The organism is Haloparvum sedimenti, assembly GCF_001462205.1.
Classification (GTDB): Archaea; Halobacteriota; Halobacteria; order Halobacteriales; family Haloferacaceae; genus Haloparvum; species Haloparvum sedimenti.
Map to the genome: position 1 here is coordinate 60,872 of NZ_LKIR01000130.1, position 23,611 is coordinate 84,482.

Sequence of the window (23,611 nt, forward strand, 5' to 3'; positions counted from 1 at the left end):
TCCCCTGACAGGAGAGCCGGAAGCCGCGGTCGACGAGGTCCTCCGTGAGGATGTGGTCGACGGGCATCGAGATGTCGCCCTTGATCACCGCCACCGCGCAGTTCGCGCAGGCGCCGCCGCGACAGGAGTAGGGCCAGCGGTACCCCTTCTCCATCGCGGCCTCCAGCAACGACTGGTCGGGCTCGACGAGTACGCGGCCGAAGTCCGACGGGGGGAGGTTCGCCTCGGCGGCGCGGTCGAACAGGTCGGGGTCCTCGAGGTCCCAGCCGTAGTCCTCGACCGCCTCGTAGTTCAGGAAGTCCACGCGCCGCGCCTGCGGTTCCGTGCGGACCGATACGTCCTCGGGGTCGAACGCTCCCTCGCCGTTCTCCGTCCAGTCGCCGTCGGTGATGCGCTCGTAGGCCGTCCTGACGAGCTGGAACTCCTCCAGCGTGCCGCCGTGGTCGGGGTGGGTCTCCTTGACCGCTTCGCGGTAGGCGCGCTCCACCTCGCGGTCGTCGGCGTCCGACTCGATCCCCAGCACGTCGTAGGGCGACCCCATCAGCGTCCCGTAGTGGTCTCGCGTGTAAGAGCCTTCGTCCGAGTCCCGCTGCGTGGGACCGACGACGCGACGCCGGCGCTGCTATCCCCGGCCACACTCACGACCGCGCTCAGGGCCGCGTCTCGGCCACGCGCTCGATGGCCGCCGACAGCACTGCGATGCCGCGGTCGAGGTCGGCCTCGTTCACGTCGAACGTGGAGGTGTGGTGCCCGCCGGGGTGGTCGGTGCCGACACCGACGTAGCAGGCGAGCCCGCCCTGCTGTTGCACGCGCTGCATCAGGAACGTCGCGTCCTCGCTGCCGCCCAGATCCGCGCGCTCGACGAGGTTCGTCACGTCCGCGGCCTCCGGCGCCACCTCGCCCACGATGTCGACCAGCTCCTGATCGCTTTCGGCGCTCGGCGCCTGCCCGAGCAGCTCCACCTCGAACTCGCAGTCGTGCATTCCCGCCGCGTTATCGAGCACGCGCTCGGCGTTCTCGTACATGTAGTCCGCCAGATCGGTCGTCTTGCCGCGGACCTCGCCCTCGATGAACGACTCCTCGGGGATGATGTTCGTCGCGGTGCCGCCGCCGACCATTCCCGCGTTCACCCGCGTCGGGCCGTCGGAGTGGCGCGGGATGGCGTAGAGGTTCTGGACCGCGCTCGCCATCGCCTGCACCGTGTTGCGGCCGGCCTCCGGCTGGGCGCCCGCGTGGGCCGGCTCGCCAGTGAACTCCGCGAGGAAGTGCCGCACCGCGAGGAAACCGTCGACGCCGCAGACGATCTCGCCCGAGGGGTGGTCGAGCCCGATGTGGACCGCGTAGAGGTAGTCCACGTCGTCGAGGTGACCTGACTCCGCCATCGGCTTGCCGCCGACGATCTGCTCCTCGCCGGGCTGGAAGAACACCTTCAGCGTGCCCGAGAAGTCGGAGTCGAGCACTGCGTCGATGGTTCCGAGCCCCATCGTCGCGTGCGCGTCGTGCCCGCAGGCGTGCATGTGCCCCTCATTCTCCGATCGGAACCCCTCCGCGGCGGGGACGTGCTCGCCGTCCTCGGACTCGGTGATCGGGAGGCCGTCGATGTCGACGCGGAGGCCGACCGTCGGCCCGGCGCCGCGCTCGACGACCGCGACGCAGCCGGTGTAGCCCCCCTCCAACTGGTCGAGCACGTCGGGGTCGGCGCCGGCGTCGCGGGCGCGCTCGAACCACTCCGAGAGCGTCGCCTCGTCGGGGACGTTCAGTCGCTCCCCGCCGGCCAGCGCGTCGCGGCCGACGTGGAGCGCGTCGAGGTCGCGCTCGCGGAGCTCCTCGACGATGCGGGCGGTGGTGTAGAACTCGCACCACGCGGGCTCGGGGTGGCGGTGGAGGTCGCGGCGGAACTGTCGATAGCGGTCGGTCGCTGTCGCGCTCATACCCGGAGGTAGCGACGAGAGGACATAAATGGACGAGCAGCGGCAGAGCCGTCGCGGATCCGAGGGACTGGTCGTTCCCCGCGACGGCCGACGCGACCCCGCCACGACGACCGACGCGTCCGCCTCGACGACGCCGACCGCGACCGGTTCAGTCGCGGCGGTGCCCGAGCGGCTTCTTGCGGTCGATCTCGATCTCGACGTGGATGGAGTCGGGGAAGTCGCGGCTGGCGACCTCCGCGGCGATGTCGTCGGCGCCGTGGATCTCCATCGACCGGGCGTACACCGAGTAGTCCCACGACGGGAACTGGTCGCCAGCGCCGAGACGTTTGTACAGCGGGACGCGGAGTTCCTGGGGCGGCGAGGAGTGCGGGCCCTTACACTCCGCGCCGCGGCGTTCGATCTCGTCGCGGAGCGCCGAGACGGTCTCCTCCAACACGTCTCGGTCCCCCGACTGGAACGCGAGTTTGGTTACGAAGGTCATGAGCGGGAGTTACCGACACGTGCGTTCCCGAGGGGTAAAAGCGCACCTACCCCCGGCTCGCGTGCGAGCGCCCACCACGCGCCCGGCGGCGAAGCCGAGCGGTGTTGGACACACGATCGGTGTCGAACTCCCGCGAACGGCGGGACGCGGGCCACGTCGTCGCCCGACGGATCGCGTCCGAAGGAGGCAGTTCGTTCCGCGGTCCGACACCCTCTTTACATGGGGTCGCTTACCTTTCGCCAATGACGGTCGAAGCGACGAGCGCTGGAGCCATCCTCTTCCGCGACACCCGCGGCGAACGGGAGTACCTGCTCCTGAAGAGCCGGCCGGGGGACTGGGAGTTCCCCAAAGGCGGGGTCGAGGGGGACGAGGAGCTCCAGCAAACGGCGATCAGGGAGGTGCAGGAGGAGGCCGGAATCGAGGACTTCCGGCTCATCGACGGCTTCCGCAAGGAGTACGACTACGTGTTCGAGGCGAACGGCAAGACCATCCACAAGACGGTCCACCTGTTCGTCGCGCACTCCTTCGAGGCGAGCGCGGAGCTGTCGAAGGAACACCGCGACCTCCAGTGGCGCGACTACGATCAGGCGATCAACACGATCACGCAGGACGGCCCCCGCGAGATCCTCGAGGACGCCCACGACTTCCTCGACGAGAAGAAGACCGAGTCGGACAGCGGCTACGTCTGACCGGGAGGGCCACTCCACGAGGGAGACGGTCAGCTGTCGGGGGGCGTCTCCCGACGACAAGGCTGAAATGCGCTCTCTCCGAGGTACTCCTATGTCCGAGAGTCGCGACGACGTACTGGCCTCGCTGTTCCGTGATACGCGACGGAACGCCGCGATCGGCTGGATGATCGTCGCCCTCACGGTGTTGACGCTCGGCGAGTCGGTGATCACGCTCGATTACCAGTGGTCCCTCCTCTCGGGGACGGTCCTCGCCGTGATGCTCCTGCCGCCGCTGGCGCGCCGGGACCGGCGCGTCATGCTCCCGTGGGAACTCCTCCTGCTGGCCGCGCTGCCAGTGGCGGTCCGCGGCGCGCTCACGCCGACAGTCGAATTGGGGACGTTCGCGACCTACCTGTCGCTGGCGGCGCTGGCGCTGCTCATCGTGGTCGAACTCGACATGTTCTCCCGAATGCGGGTGACCCACTGGTTCGCGGTCGCGCTCGTCGTGGTGACGACGCTCTCCTCGGTGGCGCTGTGGACCATCGTCCGCTGGAACCTCGACCGGACGATCGGGACGAGCTACCTCGCCGACAACGAGACGCTGATGGTCGAGTTCGCGTGGGTGACGGTCGCCGGACTGGCCGCCGGCGTCCTCTTCGACCTCTACTTCCGGCGGCGCGACAGGGTGCTCCGTCGCCGTCTCCAAACGGAGGAGGGGGTGGAGCTGTGATCGACCGGCTCCGCGGCCGGCTGCCGGGCGACACGCAGCGTCGCCTCACGCGCGCGATGCAGGGCGCCCTCGTCGTGCTGTTCGCGTGGGGGATCTGGGCTAACCAGCCGAAGGCGGTGACCAACTCGCTCGTCGGGCTGGGAGTGACGCTCGCACCGGCCGTCTTCGAGCGCAACTCGCGGGTGGCGCTCGACCCCTTCCTCACGCTGTGGCTCACGACGGCCGTGGTGCTACACACCCTCGGGTCGGCGGGGCTGTACGCCAGCCTCGGCTGGTGGGACCACCTCACGCACGCCGCGTCCGCGTCGTTCGTCGCCGCGATCGGATACATCGGCGTCCGTGCCATCGACGTGCACCACGAGGAGGTCCGACTCCCGACTCAGTTCTTCGCGGTCTTCGTCGTGCTGTTCGTGCTCGCGTTCGGCGTCGTCTGGGAACTGTTCGAGTTCGCGCTCGACGTGATCTCCTTCCGAACGGGGATCCGGATGCCCCTCGCGCAGTTCGGACTCGACGACACCGTCCGCGACCTGATGTTCAACACCGCCGGCGCCGTGATCGTGGGGATCTGGGGGCAGGCGTACCTGTACGGGCTCGGCGAACGTCTCGTGGAGTCGTTCCGCCTGGCCGACTGAGCCGACCGCTTTTTCTCCGGGCGGCCGCTATCGGACCGCGAGCGTGGACCCCGACTCCGAGTTCGGCTACGAACTACTCGTCTGCCGGTGGGCGGAGCGAGCGTGGCACCCGACAGAGGGGCCGCGTCCGATCGTCGTCGGCAGACAGATCGGCACCCGGAGCCGCCGCTGGGACACGGTGGTCGTCGAGGTCGATCCCGAGGGACTGCGACAGCGCCGAAAGTTCGGCGACGCGGCGCTCGACTCGGACCTGCTGGGCGTCGTCAGAAACGCGTCCGCGGAGTGGGCGTGGTACCGCGAGGCGCTCCCCGAGCCGGACTACCCCTGGCGCTACGTCCGGGAGGCGGTCCACCGCGCGGCGGACCGGGACCTGATCGAGAAACGGAAGCGTGACGGCCGGATCGAGCTCCGGCGCAAGCGTCCCTATCCGGACTGGGTCCGGCGGATCGTCGCGGTCGAGAACAAGCCCGACCTCGACGCGAGCGCGGCCGCGGCGCTGTCGGACCAGCTCGACCACGACGTGGCGACCGCCCTCGCCGATGAGGTGTGGCTGGCCACCTCCGCGACCGGCGGGCGCGTGGAGCGCGCGCTCCTGCGCGAGATGCCGGTCGAGGCCGGCATCCTCGTCACCGACTTCGCGGACGGCGTCGCGGCGAACGCCGCCCGCGTCGAGTGGCTGCCGAGCGGCCTCGCGCCGACCGGCGACCGCGACGCCGCGGCCGAGCGCCGCCGCCTCGTGCTCGCCGAGCGCGCCTACGGCCGCGGCTGGCGCTCCTACCACGACACGATGCGCCCGGACTGCCGGAACTTCGAGCTCCGGCGGGCGGGCGACGCCGTGGTGCCCTTCTGTACGGCCAAGGGCCGGGTCCCGACCGCGCGCGAGTGCGCCGGATCCTGCGGCTCCTTCGCTCCCGAGCCGCCCCAGTGGCGGACGAAGGGCTGGCCCATCGAGGGCGGGCCCGGAAAGGGGATACAGCAGTTGCTGGCGAACCGCCGCCGCCGCGCCCGATACCGGACGCTCCGGCGCTGAGACTGGTCGCGGCGCCCCGTCCGCGACTGTCCCCTCCGACCTCGGCACAGCCCGTCCGACGCCCGACCCGAGTTGGCCGCGGTTTCCCTGATAAATGGTCGGACGCTGGACGCAGCCGGGGACAAAGATGGCCCGCCACAGGGACAGAAATGGCCCGCCACAGGGACAGAAATGGCCCGCCACAGGGACAGAAAAAGCTCTCAGCGCAGCGCGGCCGCGACTTTCTCGACGGGATGCGGCGGCTCCGCCTCGACGCCGAGGTGCTCCAACTGCGACCGACAGGAGTTGCCGGGCGCGACGACGGTGTCTCCGGGGCTGTCGCCGACCTGCTCCGCGAGGATGGCGCCGATGGACTCGCTCATCGAGAGGTGCTCGGCCTCGTAGCCGAAGGTGCCGGCCATGCCGCAGCAGGTCGAGTCGAGGGGGTCCACGTCGTAGCCGGCGCGGCGGAGCACGCCGACGGCGTGGTGGTCCTTGCTCGTCGCCTTCTGGTGACAGTGCCCGTGATAGGTGAGCGTCTCCCCGGGCGCGTCGAAGGCGAGGGCCTCGTCGAGTCGGTGCGCGTCGACGTACTCCAGCGCGCCGTAGGTGGCGCTCGCGACTGCCGCGACGCGGTCGTCGTCCACGTCGCTGGCGGCGCCGCCGAGCAGGTCGGCGTAGTCGCTCTGGAGCATGACGGCGTCGGAGGGCTCGACGACCACGACCTCCCAGCCGTCCGCGACCGCGGGCGCGAGTTCGGCCATCGTCGCCTCGGCCGTCTCGCGGGCGCGGTCGAGGAACCCCTTCGAGTGGGCGGGGCGCCCGCTCCCCGGCACCTCGGCCATGCGGACGTGGCAGTTCGCGGCTTCGAGGAGCGCGACCGTCGCCTTCCCGGCGCTCGGGTTGACGTAGGTGGTGTACGCGTCCGGGAACAGCAGCACCTTGCGGTCGGCGTCCCGGAGCGGGACGCTCGCCCCCTCGCGCTTCTCGAACCAGTCGCGAAGGCTCTCGCGCCGGAAGGTCGGCAGGTCGCGGTCGGCCGCGATGCCGACGGTCTTCTCTAGGAGCGTCCCCGCGCCGGGGAGCTTCGGCAGGCGGTTGGCCACGGGCGCGAGCGCGGACCCGATGGGCGCCAGCGCCTCGAACCCCGCGAGCATGCGGTCCCGCAGCGAGGATCCGTGCTCCTGGTGTCTGGCGTGTTCCACCTCCGCCTTGAGCTTCGCCATGTCCACCTCGCTCGGACAGTCCTTCTTGCAGCCCTTGCAGCCGATACAGAGGTCCAGCACCTCGGTCGCGAACTCGTCGCTCGTCGGGTCGTCCGGGAGGTTCCCGGACAGCGCGCCCCGGAGCGCGTTCGCGCGGCCACGGGTCGACTGTACCTCCTCTTCCGCCGCGCGGAACGTCGGACACATCACGCCGCCCGTCGTCTCCTGCGGGCCGCGACAGCCCCCGCAGCCGTGACAGAGCTCGACCATTCCCTGGAAGCCGTTCTCCTCCGGCCAGTCGAGCGCGGTGTCGAAGTCAGCGTCGAACGCGTAGCCGGCGCCGAACCGCAGGTGCTCGGTCATGTCCGTCTCGCCGCAGACGTTTCCGGGGTTGAGCAACCAGTCGGGGTCGAAGGCGGTCTTGAGGCTCCCGAACGCCTGCCAGAGGTCCTCGCCGTACAGTTTTCTGTTCCACTGCGTGCGTGCGCGGCCGTCCCCGTGCTCGCCCGAGACGGCGCCGCCGAGTTCGACCACCAGATCCGTCACCTCCTCCGCGATGGACGCCATCGCCGCGACGCCGTCCGCGCTCTTCGTGTCGATCAGCGGGCGGACGTGGAGTACCCCCGGCCCGGCGTGGGCGTAGAACGTCGCGAAGGTGTCGTGGTCCGCGAGGATCTTCTGGAACTCGCGGGTGTACTCCGGGAGGTGCTCCGGCGGGATGGCGCAGTCCTCGATGAAGGAGATGTGCTTCCGGTCCGACGTGCGCGACAGCAGGATCGGGAGGCCGGCCTTCCGCATCTTCCAGAAGCGGTCGCGGGTGGCCTCGTCGTGGGCCTCCATCGCGTCGCGGGCGCGACGCGGGGCCGCGGTCGTGTCGGCCGCGCCGGCGGTCGGGTCCGCGGCGGTGTCGGGACCGTGCGTGTCGGCGTCGGGCGCGTCGGCGTCGGGCCCGCCACCCTCCGGACCCCCGACGCGGTCGGCGACGAGGTCCGCGACCTTCTGCCGGCCGTCGTCGTCGCTCTCCGCGTAGAACTCCACGAGGAGGGCCGAGTCGGTTCCGTCCGGGAGCATGCCGACCACGTCGCCGAACTCCTCGGTGTCGCGCGCCAGTCCGAGCAGCACGTCGTCCATCACCTCGACCGCGGCCGGGTCGTGCTCTAAAACCGGCGCCACGTCCTCCATCGCGTCCAGCAGGTCGTCGTAGGTGAGCAGACAGACCGCCTTCGTCTCCGGGATGGGGACCAGCGAGACGGTCGCTTCCGTGACCGTCGCGAGCGTCCCCTCGCTCCCGGCCAGTAGGCGCGCGAGGTTGACGACGCCCTCCCCGCCGTACTCGCCGCGCGCCTCCGCCAGCAGGCGGTCGAGGTTGTAGCCGGAGACGTTCCGCTTCAGGTCGGGGTAGCGCGCCTCGATGGCCTCGGCCTCCTCGTCGAGGATCCTGACGACCTCGGCGTAGATCCGGGGCAACAGGTCGTCCGCCTCGAGGTCCGCGTCCTCGCGGAGTTCCTCGACCGTGACCTCGCCGAGGGTCGCGACCGTGCCGTCCGCGAGCACGGCCTCGACCTCCTCGACGTAGTGGTCCGTCTTGCCGTACTTCAGCGAGTGCGACCCGGTGGAGTTGTTGCCGATGGCGCCCCCGACCGCGGACTTGTCGCGCCACGCGGGGTCGGGCGCGAACTTGAGCCCGTGGGGTTCGGCCGCGGCGTTGAGGTCGCCGACGTACGCGCCCGCCTGAACGCGGGCGACGCCCGCCTCGGGGTCCACGTCGACCACTTCGTCCATGAACCGCGAGAGGTCGAGCACCACCGCCTCGTTGACGGTCTGGCCCGCCAGCGACGTGCCGCCGCCGCGGGGGAGCACCGGGACCCCCTCTGCCGCGCAGTACGACTGCACCGCGGCCACGTCCGCGGTCGATTCGGGCAGGACGACACCGACCGGCGTCACCTCGTACGCCGAGGCGTCGGTGGCGTAGAGCTGCCTGGAGTAGGCGTCGAAGCGCACGTCGCCCTCGACGCGCTCCTCCAGCGCGGCCACGAGGTCGGGGCGCTCGACCTCGCCGCCGACGTAGTCGAAGTCGGCGTCGGTCCGCGGGTCGACCGGGTCGACGGCTCCGCCCGCGGTCCCCGACTCGGCGGCGCCGGTCCCCGGCGCGTCGCTTGACATGCTCCGAGCAACGCTCCGACGGACCAAAAGTCTCACCGACGGGGCGGGCGTCGCCGGGGACGCCGCGCCGTCGCGGCCGTGGGTGCGCGGCGATCAAGCGGTGCGGGGCGGTCAGGCGACCGTGAACAGGAACAGGTTGTGGACGCCCGGGCCGAGCCCAACGGCCGCGACGAAGCCGAGCAGGAGGTATCCCTCGGCCGGGTCCTCCTCCACGTACTCGGCGAACAGCGCGACGACGCCGGCGATCACCGCGAGCTTTACGAGGACGAACAGCCAGCCGACGCCGATGAGGTCGGCAGTCGGAAGCGCGGCCGCCGCGTCCATGATGTGCCGCGAAAGCGGGGACCGCTCGCCGAAGCCGAGCACGTCGACGCCGACCGCGGTCGAGACCGCGTCGAGCGCGTGGCCGAACGTCGCCAGCGCGCCGACCGCGCCCGTGACCGCCGCCCGCGGGACCGCGCGCACGACCGCGAGCCACGTCGCGGCCGCCGTCGGAACAGACAGCGCCAGCGCGACGGCCGGCCAGAACGGCGAGAGTGTCCCGCCCTCCGCGCCGGCCAGCAGCGTCGCGGCGGCCGCGAGCGCGAACGCCGCGAGGCCGACGCCACCGAGCAGTGCGGGAACGCGGTCCGTTTCGGGGGAGGTACCTTCCGTGACATCGGCCGCCACCCAGACCGCACCGGCGGCCGCCGCGGTGGTGAGGTACACCGCGGGCGTCCCCCCGAGCGGCCGCGCGACCGGGGGAAGCCCGCCGGCGACGTGGAGGACGTGGAGACACGAGCCGACCGCGATCCACGGCGCGAACGCGAGGACCGTCCGCTCGGTGACGGCGGGCCGGCGGGCGCGGAGGCCCGCTCCCACCGCGGCGAGCGCCAGGACCAACGCGGCGAGGTACGGCAGCGGCGGGAGTGCGAACCCCTCGGGGAGCAGCTGCATGCCCGGAGCCGGGACCGCTCGGCGTGAAAGGGTTTCGGGTCGGACGCGGCGGTTCGCGGTGTCCGGGGTCGGATGCCGCCCGCACACCGGCTCGGTTCCGGCGAAGCTCGTCGCGTATCTTCAAGGCTTTACGTGCGGCCGGCGAGCGCCCACACATGAGCCACCGTATCCTTCTGCTCGGTGCCCCCGGTGCGGGGAAGGGCACCCAGAGCAAGAAGCTGGCCGAGGAGTACGACCTCGAACACGTCACCACGGGCGACGCGCTCCGCGCGAACAAGGACATGGAGACGGAGTACGGCACGCCCCGTTCGTTCATGGAAGCGGGTGAACTCGTCCCCGACCCGGTCGTCAACGAGATCGTCGAGGCCGCGCTCGCCGAGGCAGACGGCTTCGTGCTCGACGGCTATCCGCGCAACCTCGACCAAGCGGAGTACCTCTCGGAGATCACCGACCTCGACGCCGTCATCTACCTGGACGTGGACGAGGACGTGCTCGTCGACCGCCTTACCGGTCGTCGCGTCTGCGACGAGTGCGGCGCCAACTACCACGTCGACTTCCAGCCCCCCGAGGAGGCGGGCGTCTGCGACGAGTGCGGCGGCGAGCTGATCCAGCGCGAGGACGACCAGGAGGACACCGCCCGCGAGCGGCTGGAGGTGTACCGCGAGAACACCGAACCGGTCATCGAGCACTTCCGCGACGAGGGCGTCCTCGTGGAAGTCGACGGCGAGGGCACCCCCGACGAGGTCTTCGACGAGATCACCGACGTGGTCGAGTCGTAGGCGTCGCGCCGGCGCGCTCAACCCTGGCGGAGCCACTACCGGGCCGTCCCGCCCGAGCGCGCCGAACTACAAGGTTCTTAACCGTCCCTCGCCAACCTCGCGGCAATGAGTAAGGTCGAACGCAAGGTTCGCGCCCTCGTCGCCGAGGACGGGGAGATGCGCGAGGCGATCCAGGCGGTCCTCGACCGCGCCTCCGACGGCGAGGTCAAGTGGGTCGACGTTCGCGACGATATCACCAGCGGGCAGTGGGGCCGGCTGATCGAGAAGGGTGTGCTCGTCGACGGCGAGTCCGGCTTCGCGCTCGCCGACCGCGACGCCATCGCGGCCGGACTGGAGCCCGAAGAAGACGACTCCGGTTCGGCCGCCTCGACTGGGCCGGACACGGAGACCCCAGAGGGGGCCTCGTGGTCGAAGTGGGACAAACTGGCGGGGCTCGTCACGGTCGGCTTCTTCGTCGGCTACATGATGGAGCCGGTTCGGAACATCATCGCGGGCGCGGTCGACCTCGTGTTCGGCCCGCTCCTGAACGTCGTGCCCTTCTACGTGGTGGTGATGGTCGTCGCGCTCGCGACCGGGCTTTACTCCACGCTGTTGCGCGCCGGCCTGATGGACATGGAGCGGATGAGCCAGTATCAGGACCGGATGAAGGAGATCCAGGAGCGCCGCAAGGAGGCAAAGGAGCGCGACGACCAGGAGGCGCTCGACCAGATCCAGGAGGAACAGATGGAGGCGATGGGCGACCAGCTCGGCATGTTCAAAGAGCAGTTCCGCCCGATGGTCTGGATCATGTTCCTCACCATCCCGGCGTTCCTCTGGATGTACTGGGCGGTCGGCTACCGCGGCAGCGAGGCCCAGTACGAGCTCGGCCAGCTCGTGGTCCCCATCGCGGGCACCGTCGAGTGGACCGCGGGCATCGTCGGCCCCATCCAGATGTGGATCGTCTGGTACTTCCTCTGCTCGATGGCGTTCACCCAGATCGTCCAGAAGAGCCTCAACATCCAGATGTCGCCGTCCTCCTCGTAGGGCGGCGGTCGCGGTCGGTCCGATTCCGGGATTTTTTTTTGTAGCGGGGGTTTCGGCCCGGTGTAGTGGCTCTAGGGTGGTCCGTCTCAGCTGAGTGCTTTCCCCACGTTCAATCGCTCAGTACAGCCAATCTACCAAACGTTTAACAAAGACTGGAGGCCATCGCGGTGTATGTCTAACAGCCACGACGAAGACGTCCAACCGACGATTTTAGAGGTCGATCTCTTTCCCACTACACCTACGGAGCAAACCGACGAGGATTTTGACCGGATAGCGCAGTTACTCGCTGATCATGAGTTCTCCGTCGCTGATGTCTCCCTCGAACAGGGTGGTAACCCCGTGTTGACAAACGCATTTCTCAGCACACCCGAGAACCTCGATCAGATCAATGATATCCAGCAAACACTCGCTGCTTGGTATCCCGATTATGAGGTTACGTACTCTCAGACCTATTCGGATTTCTATCGTGAAACTGCTCTCTTTCCAGAAGTACAGGTAGTTTCAGTCACGTCCTCAGGTGACAGTTCAAGAGACCAATAAGCGGGTCTACCGACGGGCTATTTCGGACAACGATGTCTCGGAAAAGCCGGATCTCGCCGGAGCCTTTTTATTCTGCTTCCTCGCTCGGGACGCGGTCGGGCGCGTGCTCGCGGATCAGCGCCAGCACGCGCTCGGCGCCGACGAACCCGTCCGCGATCCGGTCGACCGGCTCGTCGCCCTCGAACAGCACCAGCGTCGGCACGCTGCGTACGTCGTAGTCGGCCACGAGGTCGAGGTCGTCGCCGGGGTTCACGGACGCGACCGCCACGTCCGCGACCTTCGCGACGGTTCCGAGGATCGGGTGCATCGACTGACAGAGCGTGCAGCCCTTCGTGTAGAACATCACCAGCGACCACTCCGAGTCGGCGAGCAGGGCGTCCAGTTCCTCGCCGCCCGAGAGGTCGACCGGGCGGTTCGCGTCCGGGCGGTCGGCGTCGTCCGCGGTCGTCGTCTCGCTCATGGGGGCTGTAGGCGCCGCGGACTGATAAGGAAACAGTCGGCGCGGCCGTTCGGCTGCGGTCGGTACGGCGGCCGCTCCGGGAAGAGTGCGGCCGCTCGAGGGGTAGGCGCCGAACGAGAAGTGGAGTGGCCGGGGCGGGCTCCGAACCACATGTTTACATGGCCAGTGATATACCCCCTGTGTATGACCGACCAGCCGGAGTCGGCCGTCGCTCGCAACGTCAAGCGGTGTCAGAATCGTGATGGAATGTCCGAAGCTGACGCCGAGGCGCTGCTTGAGGCCCACCGACACATGGAGTTGCTCGGGCAAAGCGAGGTCTCTCCCAGCCAGCACAGCGACGTCCTCATGCGGGGCGTCAAGATGGCTCGCGAGGTCGGCGGGCTCGCGGACGCCCTCGAGGACCGCGAGGCTGCCGAGGAGATCGTCCGCTGGATCAACCGGGAGTACGACAACGAGGAGACCAACCGGGGCTACCGGAAGTGCCTCCGCGCGTATGGCCGCCACGCTCTCGGCGTCGACGAGACGCCCGAGTCGCTCGAGTGGGTCCCCGCCGGCTACTCCAGCACTTACGACCCTGCGCCCGATCCAGCGAAGATGCTCACCTGGGACGAGCACATCAAGCCGATGATCGCGGCCGCGAACAACGTCCGCGACGAAGCGCTCATCGCCCTCTGTTGGGACCTCGGGCCACGGACCTCCGAGCTCCACGAGCTCCAGGTCAACAACATCACCGACGGCGAGTACGGCCTCCGCGTCTCGATCGAGAACGGCAAGAACGGCTCGCGCTCGCCGACGATCGTCAAGTCTGTCCCGTACGTCAGCGACTGGCTCGAGCGCCACCCGGGCGGTCCCGAGGACTACCTCTGGAGCCGCCTCCAGACGCCCACGCGTGTCTCGCGCAACTACCTCCGCGACACCCTCTACCGCATCGGCCGGCAGGCCGACACGACCCTGCCCGCGAAGCCGACCCCGACGCGTTTGCGGAAGTCCTCCGCGAGCTACCTCGCCAGCCAGAACGTCAACCAGGCTTTCCTCGAGGACCACCACGGTTGGACTCGTGGGTCGGACAACGCCGCCCGGTACATCGCCGTCTTCGGGAGCGCGAACGACCGGGCGATCGCGGCCGCCCACGGCGTCGACGTCTCCGTCGACGACAACACGCCCACCATGCAGGAGTGCGTCCGGTGCGAGTTCCTCAACGAGGCCGACCGGAGTCGGTGCCGGCGCTGCGGTCAGGCGCTCAACCAAGAGGCTGTCGAAGCCGAGGACCGCCGGCAGGACCGGCTCAACAAGCAGCTCGCAATGCTCGACGAGGAGAAGGCGATCCGTCTCCTCTCGCTCGCCGAGCGTCTCGACGATCCCGAGGTCCTCGAGCGGCTCGACTCTGTCTCCGAGTGACGTCGGCGCCATTAGGCATCACCCTCTGACGACTCGTCGGCATCGAGCGCGTCGAGCAGCTTCCGGGCCTCCGGGGCAAACGGTCCGTCGTCCTCGACGATCTCCTCGAGGAGGTCGCGCTCCTCGGCGATGGCTTCCCAGCTGTCCGTCTCGTCTCCCGGGGTGTCTGTCGTCGTGCTCATCCCATCTCCTCCAGATTCGCCGCGTCGATGTCGGCCAGATAGCTGGTCTGATACTGTGCGTCGACGGCGGCCGCGACCGCGACGCCGTAGATGGTGGTGATGTACTCCGGGAGGAGCCCGTACGCGGTGACGAGCGTGTCCTCGCGGCGGAAGATGACGACGTCCGCGCGGGCGTCGTAGCGCGCCTCGTCGTGCTCGGGGACCGGGGACTCGTCGGGGATGTCGAGGCGGTCGCCGCGGCGCCACGCTCCGCGAACGCTCGTGATCGACGAGCGCCGGATGCGGAGCTGCTCGTCGACGTGGTAGCTCGTCCGGGCGTCGGCGCGGCTCACGTCAGGATCACCGCCTCGATCACCAGGCCGACGACCGTCGCGAGCGCGAGCGCCACTAACCACCAGACGGAGAAGCGCACGGGACCGCTGCCCTCAGACATCGATCCCACCCCACTTCTCGGCGGTCGACTCTAGGTCGCCCGCGATGTCGCGGAGATCCTCGGGGTCGAGCTCGGCCGCGTGCCGCTGGATGACGGTCCGGATCTCGTCGCGAGCGCTCGTCTCGCTCATGCGGTCTCGCCCTCCTGCGCTTCGAGCGTGTACTTCTGCCAGCTGTCGTCACCCTCGGGCTTCTGTGCCTCCGCGTTCGCCCGCTCCTGACGACCCTTGAGCTTGAGGTACTTGGCCGACGAGACGCGGCCGACGACCGCGACCGTCTCCACCTCCTCGAGTCGACGGTAGGGGCGACCGCCGCGGTCGCCGTAGAGCCAGACACCGTCGCCGGTCGCGACGAGGTCCTTGGTCATCTCTTGGCCGGCTCCTGACTCGATGCCGATCCGGCGCGTCTGCCAGTTCTCACCAAGGGGCGTCTCCCACTCGACCGGCTCCTCGACCTCGCAGACGTAATGGTCTGTGGCCCACGAGGTACCGTTCGCGAACGTGATCTGCAGTCGCTCGCCTAGCGTCGCCTCGAGGACGACCTCGCCGGGCGACTCCGCGAGCGGCTCCGGCTCGGAAGCCTCCTCGCTGTAGTTGCTCCACTCGCCCGCGCAGTGCTCACACTCGCACAGGTCGTGATCGTCGACGTACTCCCACGATCGCTCTTCGAGGTCTGCTCCGACCTGTGTGACGACGCGGCAGTCCGTAGTGTGGTACGTCCCGGACCGACGTGGCCGACCAGTCAGTACTGCCTCCCCGCGCCGCACCGCGAGCGGGAGCGCGGACTCCCGGACGACCGACTCGGTCGCCTCGAAGTCGACCTCGCGAGGATCTGGATCGCCGGCGACCTGCTCGGCGACCTCGCGGATCGTCGCCGCCCGCGTCGCGGAGACGTACGGGACGTCCATGAGCGCGCCCTCGTCGGCGATGAGGATGTCCGACACCGTCTCGATGCCGGCGTCCTCGAGCCGCCTCGCGCCCGCGGCGCCGAGCCCGTCGACGTGCTCCGCGAGTGTGACGACGTCCGTCGTGGCGTCGAGCTCGTCACTCGCCATCGTCGCCCTCCTCCGCCAGCGAGTAGATGGTCATCCGCGGATCCGTCGGGCACGGCCGCCGCGCTATCTCGCCGGCGTCGCAGGCCTGCCGGATCCCCTCACGCACGGTCGACGGATTGAGCCCGACCGCCTCGACGAGCTCCGGCCCGGTGGCCGTGCCGCGCTCCGCTAACTCGTCGAGCGCGGCAGTCACGGCCGTGTCGACGACGTGCGGGTAGGCGGCGGACCTACTCACCATCGGCCCGCACCTCCGGCCCGGTGGCGGCCAGCCCGAGGATGGTCGCGCGCATCAGTCATCCCCTCCGACGATCCGCCCGCGCTCGTCGAGCTCGGGGTACGCATCGTCCCGCGGACGCAGCGGCGCCTCGTAGCCGGTGTCACAGCTTGGGCAGTAGTAGGGCTGCTCGGGGTCGGCACCGCGGTAGTGCTCGCTCGCGTTTTTGGGCACGCGCTTGCGGATACTGACCGTGAGACAGCCGGGACAGCGGTTGCGCTCGTCTGCGGGCGTCGTCGACTGCGCGTTGAGCATCTCCTCGAGGTCGACTGCGGTGGTCGACATTACTCCCCACCCCCCAGCACGTCGCCAGCAGTCTCGAGGACCTCGTACAACGGCGCGGCTGCGGGCCCGGCACGGTACATGTGGGTCCCGCTGTCGACCGGCTCGATGACGCCCGCCTTGCGGAGCGTGTCGAAGTGCGTCTGGTAGAGCGAGACGTACACGCGCTTGCGCTCCTGACTCGAGTAGTCCGGGCCGAACTCCAGCTCGGTGATGTACGCGACGACCTCGTTGAGGTCCCACTCCTCGCCGGCCTCCTCCGTGATGTAGCGGACGGTCCGCCGGCGCCGCTCGTTGCGCAGCACCTCGAACCCGTCGTCGAGGGCAATCCGCGCGCCCGGGTTATCCTCGCTCCAGCGTAGGCCGAGACGCTCGCGAACCGCTCCGAGGGCCGACATCACTCCTCTCCCTCCTCAGGGGCCGCGTACATCCCGCTCTCCTGCTCGGCCTCCATCCGGGCGAGCAGCTTGCACTCCTTGCACACGCCCGAGACGTTGCCCGTGCCGCACTTCTGGCAGGGCATCTAGATCGCCCCCGTGGGCGAGAACTCGATCCACGCCTCCTCGCGGCCGTCCTCTTGGAGGCGCCAGCGCTCGCGGTCAGCGCTCACCTGCAGCTCTACACGTGGCGCGTGCCCGGCCGGTGCCGGGACGTGGTCGCCGTCGTAGTTACGGCCGTCGCTTGTCAGAAGGTCTACGCTACTACCGTCGTTGGCGGTTTCGTTCATTCTTGAGCCTCCCACCAGGTGCTCTCGATGTCTCCGTTCTCGTCGATACCTGCAGCCGAGCAGATCTCGTCCCAGTCGAAACCGAACCGCCTGTAGTACGTTGAGCTGGAGTAGCTTCCCCAGTTGTTCACATCGCTAACGCGCGGGCGGCGGTCTAGGACTGCGGCACCTGCGCGCAGATCTGCGAGAAGTTCGGTGTCGCTAACATCGTCCCCTCTGCCATGATGTCGGGAGTGCTCACTCGGGGACATCGGTTCAAGGTTTTCGACCCGGTTGTCCCACGGGATCCCGTTCTTGTGGTGGACGTGTTTACCCGAGACAGAGTCGATCCCGTGTTCAGCGACGTACTGTAGTCTATGGACCGGAACTGAGACGTTCTTCTGGTTCGACGTCTTCTGCCGCCAGACGACGTGGCCGTAGTTGTTGACTTCAGTCCGCATGTACGGTACCGCGGACGGGCTCATCTCTCGGCGGACGTACTTGGTTTCTGTCCGCTTATCGTTGGGATCGGATTTTTGACCCCGGTTATCTAACGTGCTCATGGTCATCCGAAACCCTCGTGAGAGGGTCCTGCTAGGGTGACCCAGCCGTCGGCGCGCCAACGCCGGCGGGTTTTCACGCCCGCAAGGCCAGGTCAACTACCACTTACTGCGCCACCTACAAATAGCTTACTAACGGAATACAAGTTCTAACATACGGACTTACCAGTAGACTCATACGGAGTGCCACCCAAGAATGAGCTACAGACACGCTTATGAGCACCACGACAGCCGTTGGTACTGTGGCGAGGCAGCGCGCGGACTGGATGCAGCCCGTCGACGAGCGCATCATGGAGACGATGCGCGATTACGGGAACCTCACCCCCCAGGCCCTCGATAACCTGGAGGTGACCTCCCGCAGCCACGCGTCTGTCCGGCTGTCGAAGTTGCGATCCTACGGCCTTGTTGGCCGTGTTGCCGATGTTGAGGGTCTTTATCAGTTGACTCTGGAGGGCGAAGCTTTCCTCGACGAGGAGCTCGACGCGGCCGAGCTCGAGCCGCGGGAGTAGGCGGGTCACTCCAACACCACCTGGTCCCAGGGGATCAGTGCGTGTCGCTTCTTGTCGAGGATCTCGTAGTGCTCGGGGTCGACGTCGAAGCCGGCCTCGTTGAGCCGACGGCACGCCGGACACCACGCGTGATTGTTGGTGCGGTCCCAATCGGTATGCCCGTACGGACAGGTGTAGCGCCACCGGTCGGGCGTCGCGTCACGATCGACGGTCACGATCTCGTCGGCGTCGATCCTCGCGGACGGCGGCTCCGGCGGCACCGGCTGTGGCGTCGACATGCGACTGACACGACTGCCAGGGGATACTTAATAGAGATTCTTGTCCGAAGTGGAAGTAAAAGCGCAGTGCGGAGTACCCCGATGCGAGCGACGGCTTCGTGCGGCGAGAGACCACGCTGGAGGGCGTCGCGTAGCTGGTCCTCAATCGGTATCGGGTCACCGAGCGTGGAGACCTTGATGTCGGGCTGGTCGCCGTATACGCTCTCGTCAGGTTTTCTTGAGGTTCGTGCCCGCTACGAAGTTACGAATTTCGCCCCGATTACCGAGAACTGCTAACGTGCTTTAGGACGATGTACGCCAGCAGACCAGCTACGACAAACAGGGTTAGAAGAGCTTGAGAGCAATGGTGGGGAGTGAGTGGTTGCGTCTCTGAACAACCACCGCTGTCGACGACCTACCGCACGAACGTCTCCGCGAAGTACCTACTCGTGACGTCGCGTTGCGAGCAGCCGCGGTCGTGCGGCAGGTTGTCGATCGTCGTCTGCGTCTGGTCGGCCGGGTCGATCCGGACGCGAGCGCCGCACTCGTCGCACTCGAGGTACTTCGGCTCGGAGATCGCGAGCCCGTCCACGCTCGGGGGGGAGCCCGAGGGCACGATGCAGAAGTGGGTCTCGGCGGCAGCGAACGACCTCATGGGCCGCGGAACACCTCCGCGATCCCGGCCGCGACCGGCGTCACGGGCTCGCCGTCGACGCGGAGCTCGCGCAGCGGCTGGGTGCCGACGTGCTCGAGGCCGTCGCCGCGGTCCTCGCGCTCGACGAGCACCGCGCGCCACGGCGCGTCCGGGCACCGCTCGAGCGAGAGCTCGCGCCGGACGCCCTCGGCGGTGACGTACTCGATGGTCGGCAGGTCACGCATCGGCACCACCTCCGTTCTGATGAAGCCGAGTGTGTTCTCTCGTGTCCATCACTTCGATGTTCTCGGCCCGATTGTCCCACTTGACCTCATTCTTGTGATGAACGACTTGGCCACACACGGCATCGAAGCCGTATTCAGAAACGGCCAATAACCGGTGGACGTAGAGGTGTTTGAGCCCATCTTTGGTTCGCGACTGCCAGAACTCGTACCCGTCTGATCCCGTGGTGAATGTTGCATATCCGACGCGCACCGCGGAAGCTGCTGCATCTGCATGATCGCGGCGTTCGATCCCGTAGTGATCCATCCATTTCCGTATCGTTGTGGCGGACGACCCAGTTTCGTCTGCGACTTCTGGAATCGACATTCCCTCATCCCAGTACAGTGTTCTGAGTGTGTCCTCATCGCGGAATGGGACATCTTTTCGTGCTTTTCTCCCTTCCCGCTCGATGCCGAAGCGGTCCATGTACTTGCAGACAACCGATGTAGTGCAACCGAGTTCTTCGGCGATTTGTGAGGTTGGTTTGCCCTCGACGAGGTACATCTGACGAAGGCGGCCCTCATCTTTCCATTCGCCGTCATGGACTTCGTACGCCGGGTCTTTCGGGATGCCCAGCTTGTCGAGCCAATCTAGAACAGTGCTTTTGCTGCAACCTAGTCGCTCCGCGACTTCTCGAGACGTGAGCTCTTCGTCGACGTAGAGATCTCGCATCCGATCCTCGTCGCGCCACGGTTGTTCAGTCACGCGTGAACACCTCGGTCTTCCCGTGCTGAGTTTTGACCAGAACGTCGCCACGGGTATGGCGACCTAGCTCAGAATCAACAGCATCCAGGTCGGCCCAGGCAGGAATTGGCTTCGCTCCTACTGAGAATAGCGTTCTTAGAATATGCTTACAACCCCTGTCAGGCCGCCGGTGGAGCATGTCGTGACACGTGCACGTCTCCGCTCGGAGGTCGACCTCGTACTGCCGGCCGCTCCCGGAGACGACGGCGAGGCGCTCGGAGTCGCCCGCGACCGCGGGCAGGTCCTCGAGGACGGTCATGACCTCGGTCAGCGCGGCCGCCCCGCGCTCGCCCAGCTGCGGGGTGCGGCCCTCGCGAGCGCTACTCATCACGGCCTCCGCGCAGTGCGAAGCTGCGGTCGAACTCCCGGGGACAGCCGGGCCGGTGAGACGTCCGCCCGTCGCAGTAGCGACAGCCGTCACTCATCGGCGACCTCCTGGCCGTCGCGACCGGCGCGGGCGGACTCGTAGAAGACCGCGTCACAGCTGCCCAGGTCGGCGCCGCGTGGCACCTGCGCGCCAGGCTCGAAGGGCGTCAGGTCCGGCGCCCAGCCGATCTCCTGCTGCCACTGCGCGACCACCCACTTCGCGACTCCCATATCGTCGCCGTCCCAGTTGCCGTCGTAGCGCTTGCCCTCGAGGGCGAGCGTGATGAGGTAGTCGAGCGGGTTGCTGGCGTCGAGGCGGTCGCCGTCGACGGCCGTCCGCAGCACGGAGTGGCCCTCCGTCGACTCCGGCATGTCGCCGTTCTCCTCGGCCTGCCGGAGCTGTGCCGCGACCGCGGACGCGTGGCCGGTGTCGTCGTCAGACATCGTCCCACCCCACAGACGGTTTGTGGACTCGAATGTGCTCTTCGGCCGTCAGCAGTTCTATATTCTCTGGCCGGTTGTCCCACGGAATGCCATTCTGGTGATGGACTACCTTACCCTCCACAGCTTCCATCCCGAACTCCGAGACAGCGAGGAGTCGGTGGACTTTCACCTTCTTGTTTGAACGCCCACTCGATGAACGCCACACTTCGTACCCTCTTTCCGTAGTCCGGTACGTGGACGGGCGCTTCCGAACACCACGCGCAACTGCTTCTGAGTGACTTCGGCGAGAGATGTTGAGTTTCTTCATCCAGTAGTACACTGTTTGGCGGTGGCACCCCAGCACGTCGCCGATTGCTTCGAGACTCATCCTCTCCTCGTGGTGCATCCTGCGAAGCCTCCCTTCGTCCTTCCACGGCGACTCTGTCATAGCTCACCAACCTCCGCGTCCGTCCAGGACTGCTCGAGCGGCAGGTGCATCAGTCGGGCGCTCGGGAAGTCGTATGTCTTCCCCTGCTTGTGCGCGTTCTGGGGGTTCGCGTCGATGTAGCTACACTCGTAGACCGCGTTGTCCGGGCCGATCCCCGGAAGGTACGGGTGCATCTTGTACGTCGCGAGGTCGTACCCCTCGGCCTCGTAGTGCGCCTCGAGCGTGTCGTACTTGCACTGCCGGACGAACACGGCCTGCCGCGTGACGACGTCGATCGCGACGCCCTGCTCGAGTGGCTCGGTCTGGACGTCCGCGAGCGCATCCGCGAGGCGCTCCTCGTAGGGGCGCTCCGCCTCGTCGAAGTCGTTGTCGACGGCACCCTCAGGCATCGACCGCCACCTCCTCGACGTCGGGGAGTTCCTCGGGTCCGTAGGGCACGTCAGCACGCTCGGCCGGGTTCGTGTTCATCGAGAGCCACTCGCGAGCCTCGGCAGCCGCCTCGCGGAGCTTCTGCTCGTACTCGGGATCGCGATCGTCGACGTCCGCGGCCGCGTCCTCGATCGTCTCCACGCACAGCTCCGCGACGCGTTCGCGGGTGCGCTTCTCGAGCGCCCAGTGGAGCTTGCCCTGGACCTCACGATCGAGCCCGCTCGCGACGTCGTCGTACTCGAGCGCGTCCTCGCGCTCCTGGAGCGCGTGCTCGGCCTCGGCGAACGCGGCGGCGAGGTGGCGGCTCTGCGTGTCCTCCGGGAGGTAGTCGTGCATCACGTCCGCCAGGGTCGTGTCGAACCCTTCGACGTAAGGTCGCTGAACCTTCGAGAGCCGCTTGCGGGCGGAGATGTTGAGGTTCTGCATCAGGCTGACACCTCCTCGCGACCGCCATCCTGCTCGAGCTGCGCCCGGGCGTCGGCGCCAGCGACGTGGGTCCGGCGGACCTCCAGCTCGCGGCCGACGCCGTCCATCGCGACGATGGGGCCGACGCGCTCACCCTCGGGGACGACGCGCTGGCTGACGAGGTCGTCCGCGATCTCGGTCAGCGTCACGTCGTGGGTCATCTCCACGGTCGCCGCGCCGGCCCAGTGGCCTTCGACGCGGACGACGGGGACGCGCTCCTCGACGTCGCGCCCCTCGATGCCGGCGGTGCGGGTGCCGGTCGCGACGACGGTCTGCGGCCGCCGGCGCTCGTCGATCAGGACGCGGTCGCCCACCTGCAGCTGCGCCAGGTCGTCTATCTGCTCCGGTTCCTCGAGTCCGATGCACGTTAGTGCGTGCGGGTTGTGATCGCTCATGCTGTCGTTAGTGGACAGCACGGTCAGGCGCGTTGTGGCGCGCCGGGCCACTTTCTGCGGTGACCGCGTCCCGTGCTTCCTACTAGGTACTCTATCGGCCATTGACTTAAGTCTAACCATTGGTTAGAACTTTAGAGTAGCACTAACCATAATTACTTAAGCTATGAATGGTTACTTAGTCCATGGCGACAAAAGCCGCATCAGTGCTTGAACCACGCCAACTGAACGAGGCGGATCGAAAGATCCTCGACGAACTCCGCGAGGGGCGGGCGTCCCCCAGCTACCTCGCGGAGCGGACGGGGGTCGAGCAGACGTACATCAACCAGCGCCTCCGCCGCCTCGACGAGCACGGCCACGTCGAGAACCTCGCCCGCGGCCTGTGGGAGCTCGTCGACGACCCTCGCGACGACGTCGACCGGGCCGACGCGACCGCGGACGACGTCGCGGAGCTCGAGCGCGAGGTCGCCGACCTGCAGGCGCGGATCGAGTCGGCGCAGGAGTGGTTGGAGGCGACGATCGAGGCGATCACGAACGTGAACGGTGCCGAGGCCGAGGAGAACGCCCGCGCCGCACAAGCCGCACTGAAGGGTGATGAGGATGGAGAAGACTGACAAGTCGCACGTCGCGGAGACGCCGGACGAGGACCCTCGCGACAATCCCTACGCCCGACACTGTGGCCAGTGTGGAGATCCGGCGGTCGCCCGTGGCGAGGATGGCGGGCTGTACTGCGAGGCGCATGACCCGGACCGCTGTCGCGAAGGCGAGATCCGCGACGACGTCTCGACGCGAGAGATCGTCGACGACTGGCTCTGGGAGCAGTACGGGTTCGGTGTCACTCGCCTCGAGGAGGAGTTCGGCGATCTCGCCCCGACGGAGTCGGGGTTCGACACCTGCTCGAGCGAAACGATCGTGGCCGTCGAACCGAACGAGGTGACTGCGGGCGTCCACGTCCGTCGCGTGGACGTCGACCAGGAGTTCGGCGACATGCCGTTCATGGTAGAGCTCCACCAGAAAGGGGGCGTCCCCGAGAAGCGAGCGCAGGTGGTCGCACTCGTCGAGGCGGACCGGACGCATGCCGAGGTTGCTGACGTGCTCGACCTCACGAACCGCAGTGAGGTCGCGACCCACGTCAACCGATACCGAAATCAGGACATGGCACAGGCTCGGTGGCTCTCAGAACACGGCCCCGATATCTAGCACGCCCATCCAGAAGC

General features: G+C 67.9%; 37 protein-coding genes. 11 read left to right on the forward strand and 26 right to left on the reverse strand.

The genetic code is table 11. The annotated features are described in order from the left end of the window. The 3 genes from AN233_RS17375 to AN233_RS11465 all read right to left on the reverse strand — a co-directional run. On the reverse strand, positions 1-541 hold a 541-nt coding region (locus AN233_RS17375), incomplete at its 3' end, for a 2Fe-2S iron-sulfur cluster-binding protein (RefSeq protein ID WP_058366916.1). Positions 542-650: 109 nt separating this feature from the next. Beyond that, the gene (locus tag AN233_RS11460; RefSeq protein ID WP_058366917.1) at positions 651-1,931 is read right to left on the reverse strand and encodes an amidohydrolase; all 1,281 of its coding nucleotides are present in this window, start codon (positions 1,929-1,931) and stop codon (positions 651-653) included. Positions 1,932-2,079: 148 nt separating this feature from the next. Next, complete coding sequence (locus tag AN233_RS11465; protein WP_058366918.1) at positions 2,080-2,412, reverse strand: uS10/mL48 family ribosomal protein; 333 nt, start codon at positions 2,410-2,412, stop codon at positions 2,080-2,082. 242 nt (positions 2,413-2,654) lie between these two features. Between AN233_RS11465 and AN233_RS11470 the strand changes: the two genes are divergently transcribed. The 4 genes from AN233_RS11470 (at position 2,655) to AN233_RS11485 (ending at position 5,472) form a co-directional block, all read left to right on the forward strand. Next, complete coding sequence (locus AN233_RS11470) at positions 2,655-3,101, forward strand: bis(5'-nucleosyl)-tetraphosphatase (protein WP_058366919.1); 447 nt, start codon at positions 2,655-2,657, stop codon at positions 3,099-3,101. Positions 3,102-3,192: 91 nt separating this feature from the next. Beyond that, on the forward strand, positions 3,193-3,810 hold the full coding sequence (locus tag AN233_RS11475; RefSeq protein ID WP_058366920.1) for a hypothetical protein: 618 nt from the start codon (positions 3,193-3,195) through the stop codon (positions 3,808-3,810). Between the two features lie 56 nt (positions 3,811-3,866). Continuing rightward, complete coding sequence (locus AN233_RS11480; protein WP_058366948.1) at positions 3,867-4,442, forward strand: hypothetical protein; 576 nt, start codon at positions 3,867-3,869, stop codon at positions 4,440-4,442. A 43-nt stretch (positions 4,443-4,485) separates the two neighbouring features. After that, positions 4,486-5,472 (forward strand): DUF5787 family protein, encoded by a 987-nt coding sequence (locus tag AN233_RS11485; protein ID WP_058366921.1) that lies wholly within the window; start codon positions 4,486-4,488, stop codon positions 5,470-5,472. A 200-nt stretch (positions 5,473-5,672) separates the two neighbouring features. On the opposite strand, the gene AN233_RS11490 is transcribed toward AN233_RS11485, so the two are convergent. Next, positions 5,673-8,819: an FAD-binding and (Fe-S)-binding domain-containing protein gene (locus AN233_RS11490; protein ID WP_058366922.1), complete on the reverse strand. Its 3,147-nt coding sequence runs from the start codon at positions 8,817-8,819 to the stop codon at positions 5,673-5,675. 111 nt (positions 8,820-8,930) lie between these two features. Continuing rightward, on the reverse strand, positions 8,931-9,755 hold the full coding sequence (locus AN233_RS11495) for a DUF63 family protein (protein ID WP_058366923.1): 825 nt from the start codon (positions 9,753-9,755) through the stop codon (positions 8,931-8,933). Positions 9,756-9,910: 155 nt separating this feature from the next. On the opposite strand from AN233_RS11495, the gene AN233_RS11500 reads away from it, so the two are divergent. The 3 genes from AN233_RS11500 (at position 9,911) to AN233_RS16895 (ending at position 12,097) form a co-directional block, all read left to right on the forward strand. Then, positions 9,911-10,534: an adenylate kinase gene (locus AN233_RS11500; protein WP_058366924.1), complete on the forward strand. Its 624-nt coding sequence runs from the start codon at positions 9,911-9,913 to the stop codon at positions 10,532-10,534. 105 nt (positions 10,535-10,639) lie between these two features. Then, positions 10,640-11,557: a DUF106 domain-containing protein gene (locus AN233_RS11505; RefSeq protein WP_058366925.1), complete on the forward strand. Its 918-nt coding sequence runs from the start codon at positions 10,640-10,642 to the stop codon at positions 11,555-11,557. 171 nt (positions 11,558-11,728) lie between these two features. Next, the gene (locus AN233_RS16895; RefSeq protein ID WP_125920022.1) at positions 11,729-12,097 is read left to right on the forward strand and encodes a RidA family protein; all 369 of its coding nucleotides are present in this window, start codon (positions 11,729-11,731) and stop codon (positions 12,095-12,097) included. A 67-nt stretch (positions 12,098-12,164) separates the two neighbouring features. Here the strand turns inward: AN233_RS16895 and AN233_RS11510 are convergent, their stop codons facing one another. Further along, positions 12,165-12,557 (reverse strand): thioredoxin family protein, encoded by a 393-nt coding sequence (locus AN233_RS11510; RefSeq protein WP_058366926.1) that lies wholly within the window; start codon positions 12,555-12,557, stop codon positions 12,165-12,167. Between the two features lie 183 nt (positions 12,558-12,740). On the opposite strand from AN233_RS11510, the gene AN233_RS11515 reads away from it, so the two are divergent. Then, entirely contained in the window at positions 12,741-13,955 is a 1,215-nt protein-coding gene (locus tag AN233_RS11515; protein ID WP_058366927.1) for a site-specific integrase, read from the forward strand. A gap of 11 nt (positions 13,956-13,966) precedes the next feature. Here AN233_RS11515 and AN233_RS17380 read toward each other — a convergent pair whose 3' ends face one another. The 10 genes from AN233_RS17380 to AN233_RS11550 all read right to left on the reverse strand — a co-directional run bounded on the left by AN233_RS17380 (position 13,967) and on the right by AN233_RS11550 (position 17,448). Next, on the reverse strand, positions 13,967-14,137 hold the full coding sequence (locus AN233_RS17380) for a hypothetical protein (RefSeq protein ID WP_176696684.1): 171 nt from the start codon (positions 14,135-14,137) through the stop codon (positions 13,967-13,969). Next, entirely contained in the window at positions 14,134-14,469 is a 336-nt protein-coding gene (locus tag AN233_RS11520) for a hypothetical protein (RefSeq protein WP_058366928.1), read from the reverse strand. The genes AN233_RS17380 and AN233_RS11520 overlap by 4 nt, the downstream gene beginning before the upstream one ends. Before the next feature lie 93 nt (positions 14,470-14,562). Continuing rightward, a complete protein-coding gene (locus AN233_RS17385) occupies positions 14,563-14,700 on the reverse strand; it encodes a hypothetical protein (protein ID WP_176696685.1) in 138 nt (45 codons plus the stop codon). Next, positions 14,697-15,623 carry a helix-hairpin-helix domain-containing protein gene (locus AN233_RS11525; protein WP_058366929.1) on the reverse strand — a complete coding sequence of 309 codons (927 nt, stop codon included), beginning with the start codon at positions 15,621-15,623 and terminating at the stop codon, positions 14,697-14,699. The genes AN233_RS17385 and AN233_RS11525 overlap by 4 nt, the downstream gene beginning before the upstream one ends. Then, positions 15,613-15,861: a MarR family winged helix-turn-helix transcriptional regulator gene (locus tag AN233_RS11530; protein ID WP_058366930.1), complete on the reverse strand. Its 249-nt coding sequence runs from the start codon at positions 15,859-15,861 to the stop codon at positions 15,613-15,615. The genes AN233_RS11525 and AN233_RS11530 overlap by 11 nt, the downstream gene beginning before the upstream one ends. A gap of 51 nt (positions 15,862-15,912) precedes the next feature. Beyond that, positions 15,913-16,182, reverse strand: coding sequence for a hypothetical protein (locus AN233_RS11535; RefSeq protein ID WP_058366931.1), 270 nt, complete (start codon positions 16,180-16,182; stop codon positions 15,913-15,915). Further along, positions 16,182-16,577 (reverse strand): DUF7344 domain-containing protein, encoded by a 396-nt coding sequence (locus AN233_RS11540; protein ID WP_058366932.1) that lies wholly within the window; start codon positions 16,575-16,577, stop codon positions 16,182-16,184. Before AN233_RS11540 ends, AN233_RS11535 begins: the two co-directional genes overlap by 1 nt. Further along, positions 16,577-16,702, reverse strand: coding sequence for a hypothetical protein (locus tag AN233_RS18255; protein ID WP_281176558.1), 126 nt, complete (start codon positions 16,700-16,702; stop codon positions 16,577-16,579). Before AN233_RS18255 ends, AN233_RS11540 begins: the two co-directional genes overlap by 1 nt. Then, positions 16,703-16,906, reverse strand: coding sequence for a hypothetical protein (locus tag AN233_RS11545; protein ID WP_058366933.1), 204 nt, complete (start codon positions 16,904-16,906; stop codon positions 16,703-16,705). Continuing rightward, the gene (locus AN233_RS11550) at positions 16,903-17,448 is read right to left on the reverse strand and encodes a homing endonuclease associated repeat-containing protein (protein WP_218055090.1); all 546 of its coding nucleotides are present in this window, start codon (positions 17,446-17,448) and stop codon (positions 16,903-16,905) included. The genes AN233_RS11545 and AN233_RS11550 overlap by 4 nt, the downstream gene beginning before the upstream one ends. A 263-nt stretch (positions 17,449-17,711) precedes the next feature. Between AN233_RS11550 and AN233_RS11555 the strand changes: the two genes are divergently transcribed. Further along, a complete protein-coding gene (locus tag AN233_RS11555; RefSeq protein WP_058366949.1) occupies positions 17,712-17,954 on the forward strand; it encodes a hypothetical protein in 243 nt (80 codons plus the stop codon). A 5-nt stretch (positions 17,955-17,959) separates the two neighbouring features. Here AN233_RS11555 and AN233_RS11560 read toward each other — a convergent pair whose 3' ends face one another. The 10 genes from AN233_RS11560 to AN233_RS11595 all read right to left on the reverse strand — a co-directional run bounded on the left by AN233_RS11560 (position 17,960) and on the right by AN233_RS11595 (position 22,397). Then, the gene (locus AN233_RS11560; RefSeq protein ID WP_058366935.1) at positions 17,960-18,232 is read right to left on the reverse strand and encodes a hypothetical protein; all 273 of its coding nucleotides are present in this window, start codon (positions 18,230-18,232) and stop codon (positions 17,960-17,962) included. Between the two features lie 394 nt (positions 18,233-18,626). After that, positions 18,627-18,866, reverse strand: a complete 240-nt coding sequence (locus tag AN233_RS11565) for a hypothetical protein (protein WP_058366936.1) — start codon at positions 18,864-18,866, stop codon at positions 18,627-18,629. After that, positions 18,863-19,090, reverse strand: a complete 228-nt coding sequence (locus AN233_RS11570; RefSeq protein ID WP_058366937.1) for a hypothetical protein — start codon at positions 19,088-19,090, stop codon at positions 18,863-18,865. The genes AN233_RS11565 and AN233_RS11570 overlap by 4 nt, the downstream gene beginning before the upstream one ends. After that, complete coding sequence (locus AN233_RS18080) at positions 19,083-19,832, reverse strand: HNH endonuclease (RefSeq protein WP_245626064.1); 750 nt, start codon at positions 19,830-19,832, stop codon at positions 19,083-19,085. Before AN233_RS18080 ends, AN233_RS11570 begins: the two co-directional genes overlap by 8 nt. Beyond that, positions 19,825-20,130, reverse strand: a complete 306-nt coding sequence (locus tag AN233_RS11575) for a hypothetical protein (protein ID WP_176696686.1) — start codon at positions 20,128-20,130, stop codon at positions 19,825-19,827. The genes AN233_RS18080 and AN233_RS11575 overlap by 8 nt, the downstream gene beginning before the upstream one ends. A 158-nt stretch (positions 20,131-20,288) precedes the next feature. Further along, positions 20,289-20,681, reverse strand: a complete 393-nt coding sequence (locus AN233_RS11580) for a hypothetical protein (RefSeq protein WP_058366938.1) — start codon at positions 20,679-20,681, stop codon at positions 20,289-20,291. Then, entirely contained in the window at positions 20,674-21,108 is a 435-nt protein-coding gene (locus AN233_RS16490) for an HNH endonuclease signature motif containing protein (RefSeq protein ID WP_125920023.1), read from the reverse strand. The genes AN233_RS11580 and AN233_RS16490 overlap by 8 nt, the downstream gene beginning before the upstream one ends. After that, positions 21,105-21,497: a hypothetical protein gene (locus AN233_RS11585; protein WP_058366939.1), complete on the reverse strand. Its 393-nt coding sequence runs from the start codon at positions 21,495-21,497 to the stop codon at positions 21,105-21,107. Before AN233_RS11585 ends, AN233_RS16490 begins: the two co-directional genes overlap by 4 nt. Next, positions 21,490-21,963: a hypothetical protein gene (locus tag AN233_RS11590; protein ID WP_058366940.1), complete on the reverse strand. Its 474-nt coding sequence runs from the start codon at positions 21,961-21,963 to the stop codon at positions 21,490-21,492. The genes AN233_RS11585 and AN233_RS11590 overlap by 8 nt, the downstream gene beginning before the upstream one ends. Further along, the gene (locus AN233_RS11595) at positions 21,963-22,397 is read right to left on the reverse strand and encodes a hypothetical protein (RefSeq protein WP_058366941.1); all 435 of its coding nucleotides are present in this window, start codon (positions 22,395-22,397) and stop codon (positions 21,963-21,965) included. The genes AN233_RS11590 and AN233_RS11595 overlap by 1 nt, the downstream gene beginning before the upstream one ends. 203 nt (positions 22,398-22,600) lie before the next feature. Here AN233_RS11595 and AN233_RS16495 point away from each other — a divergent pair, with 203 nt between their 5' ends. Then, positions 22,601-23,008, forward strand: a complete 408-nt coding sequence (locus AN233_RS16495) for a winged helix-turn-helix domain-containing protein (RefSeq protein WP_218055091.1) — start codon at positions 22,601-22,603, stop codon at positions 23,006-23,008. Further along, positions 22,995-23,594 (forward strand): hypothetical protein, encoded by a 600-nt coding sequence (locus AN233_RS11605; RefSeq protein WP_058366942.1) that lies wholly within the window; start codon positions 22,995-22,997, stop codon positions 23,592-23,594. Before AN233_RS16495 ends, AN233_RS11605 begins: the two co-directional genes overlap by 14 nt. Positions 23,595-23,611: the final 17 nt, after the last annotated feature.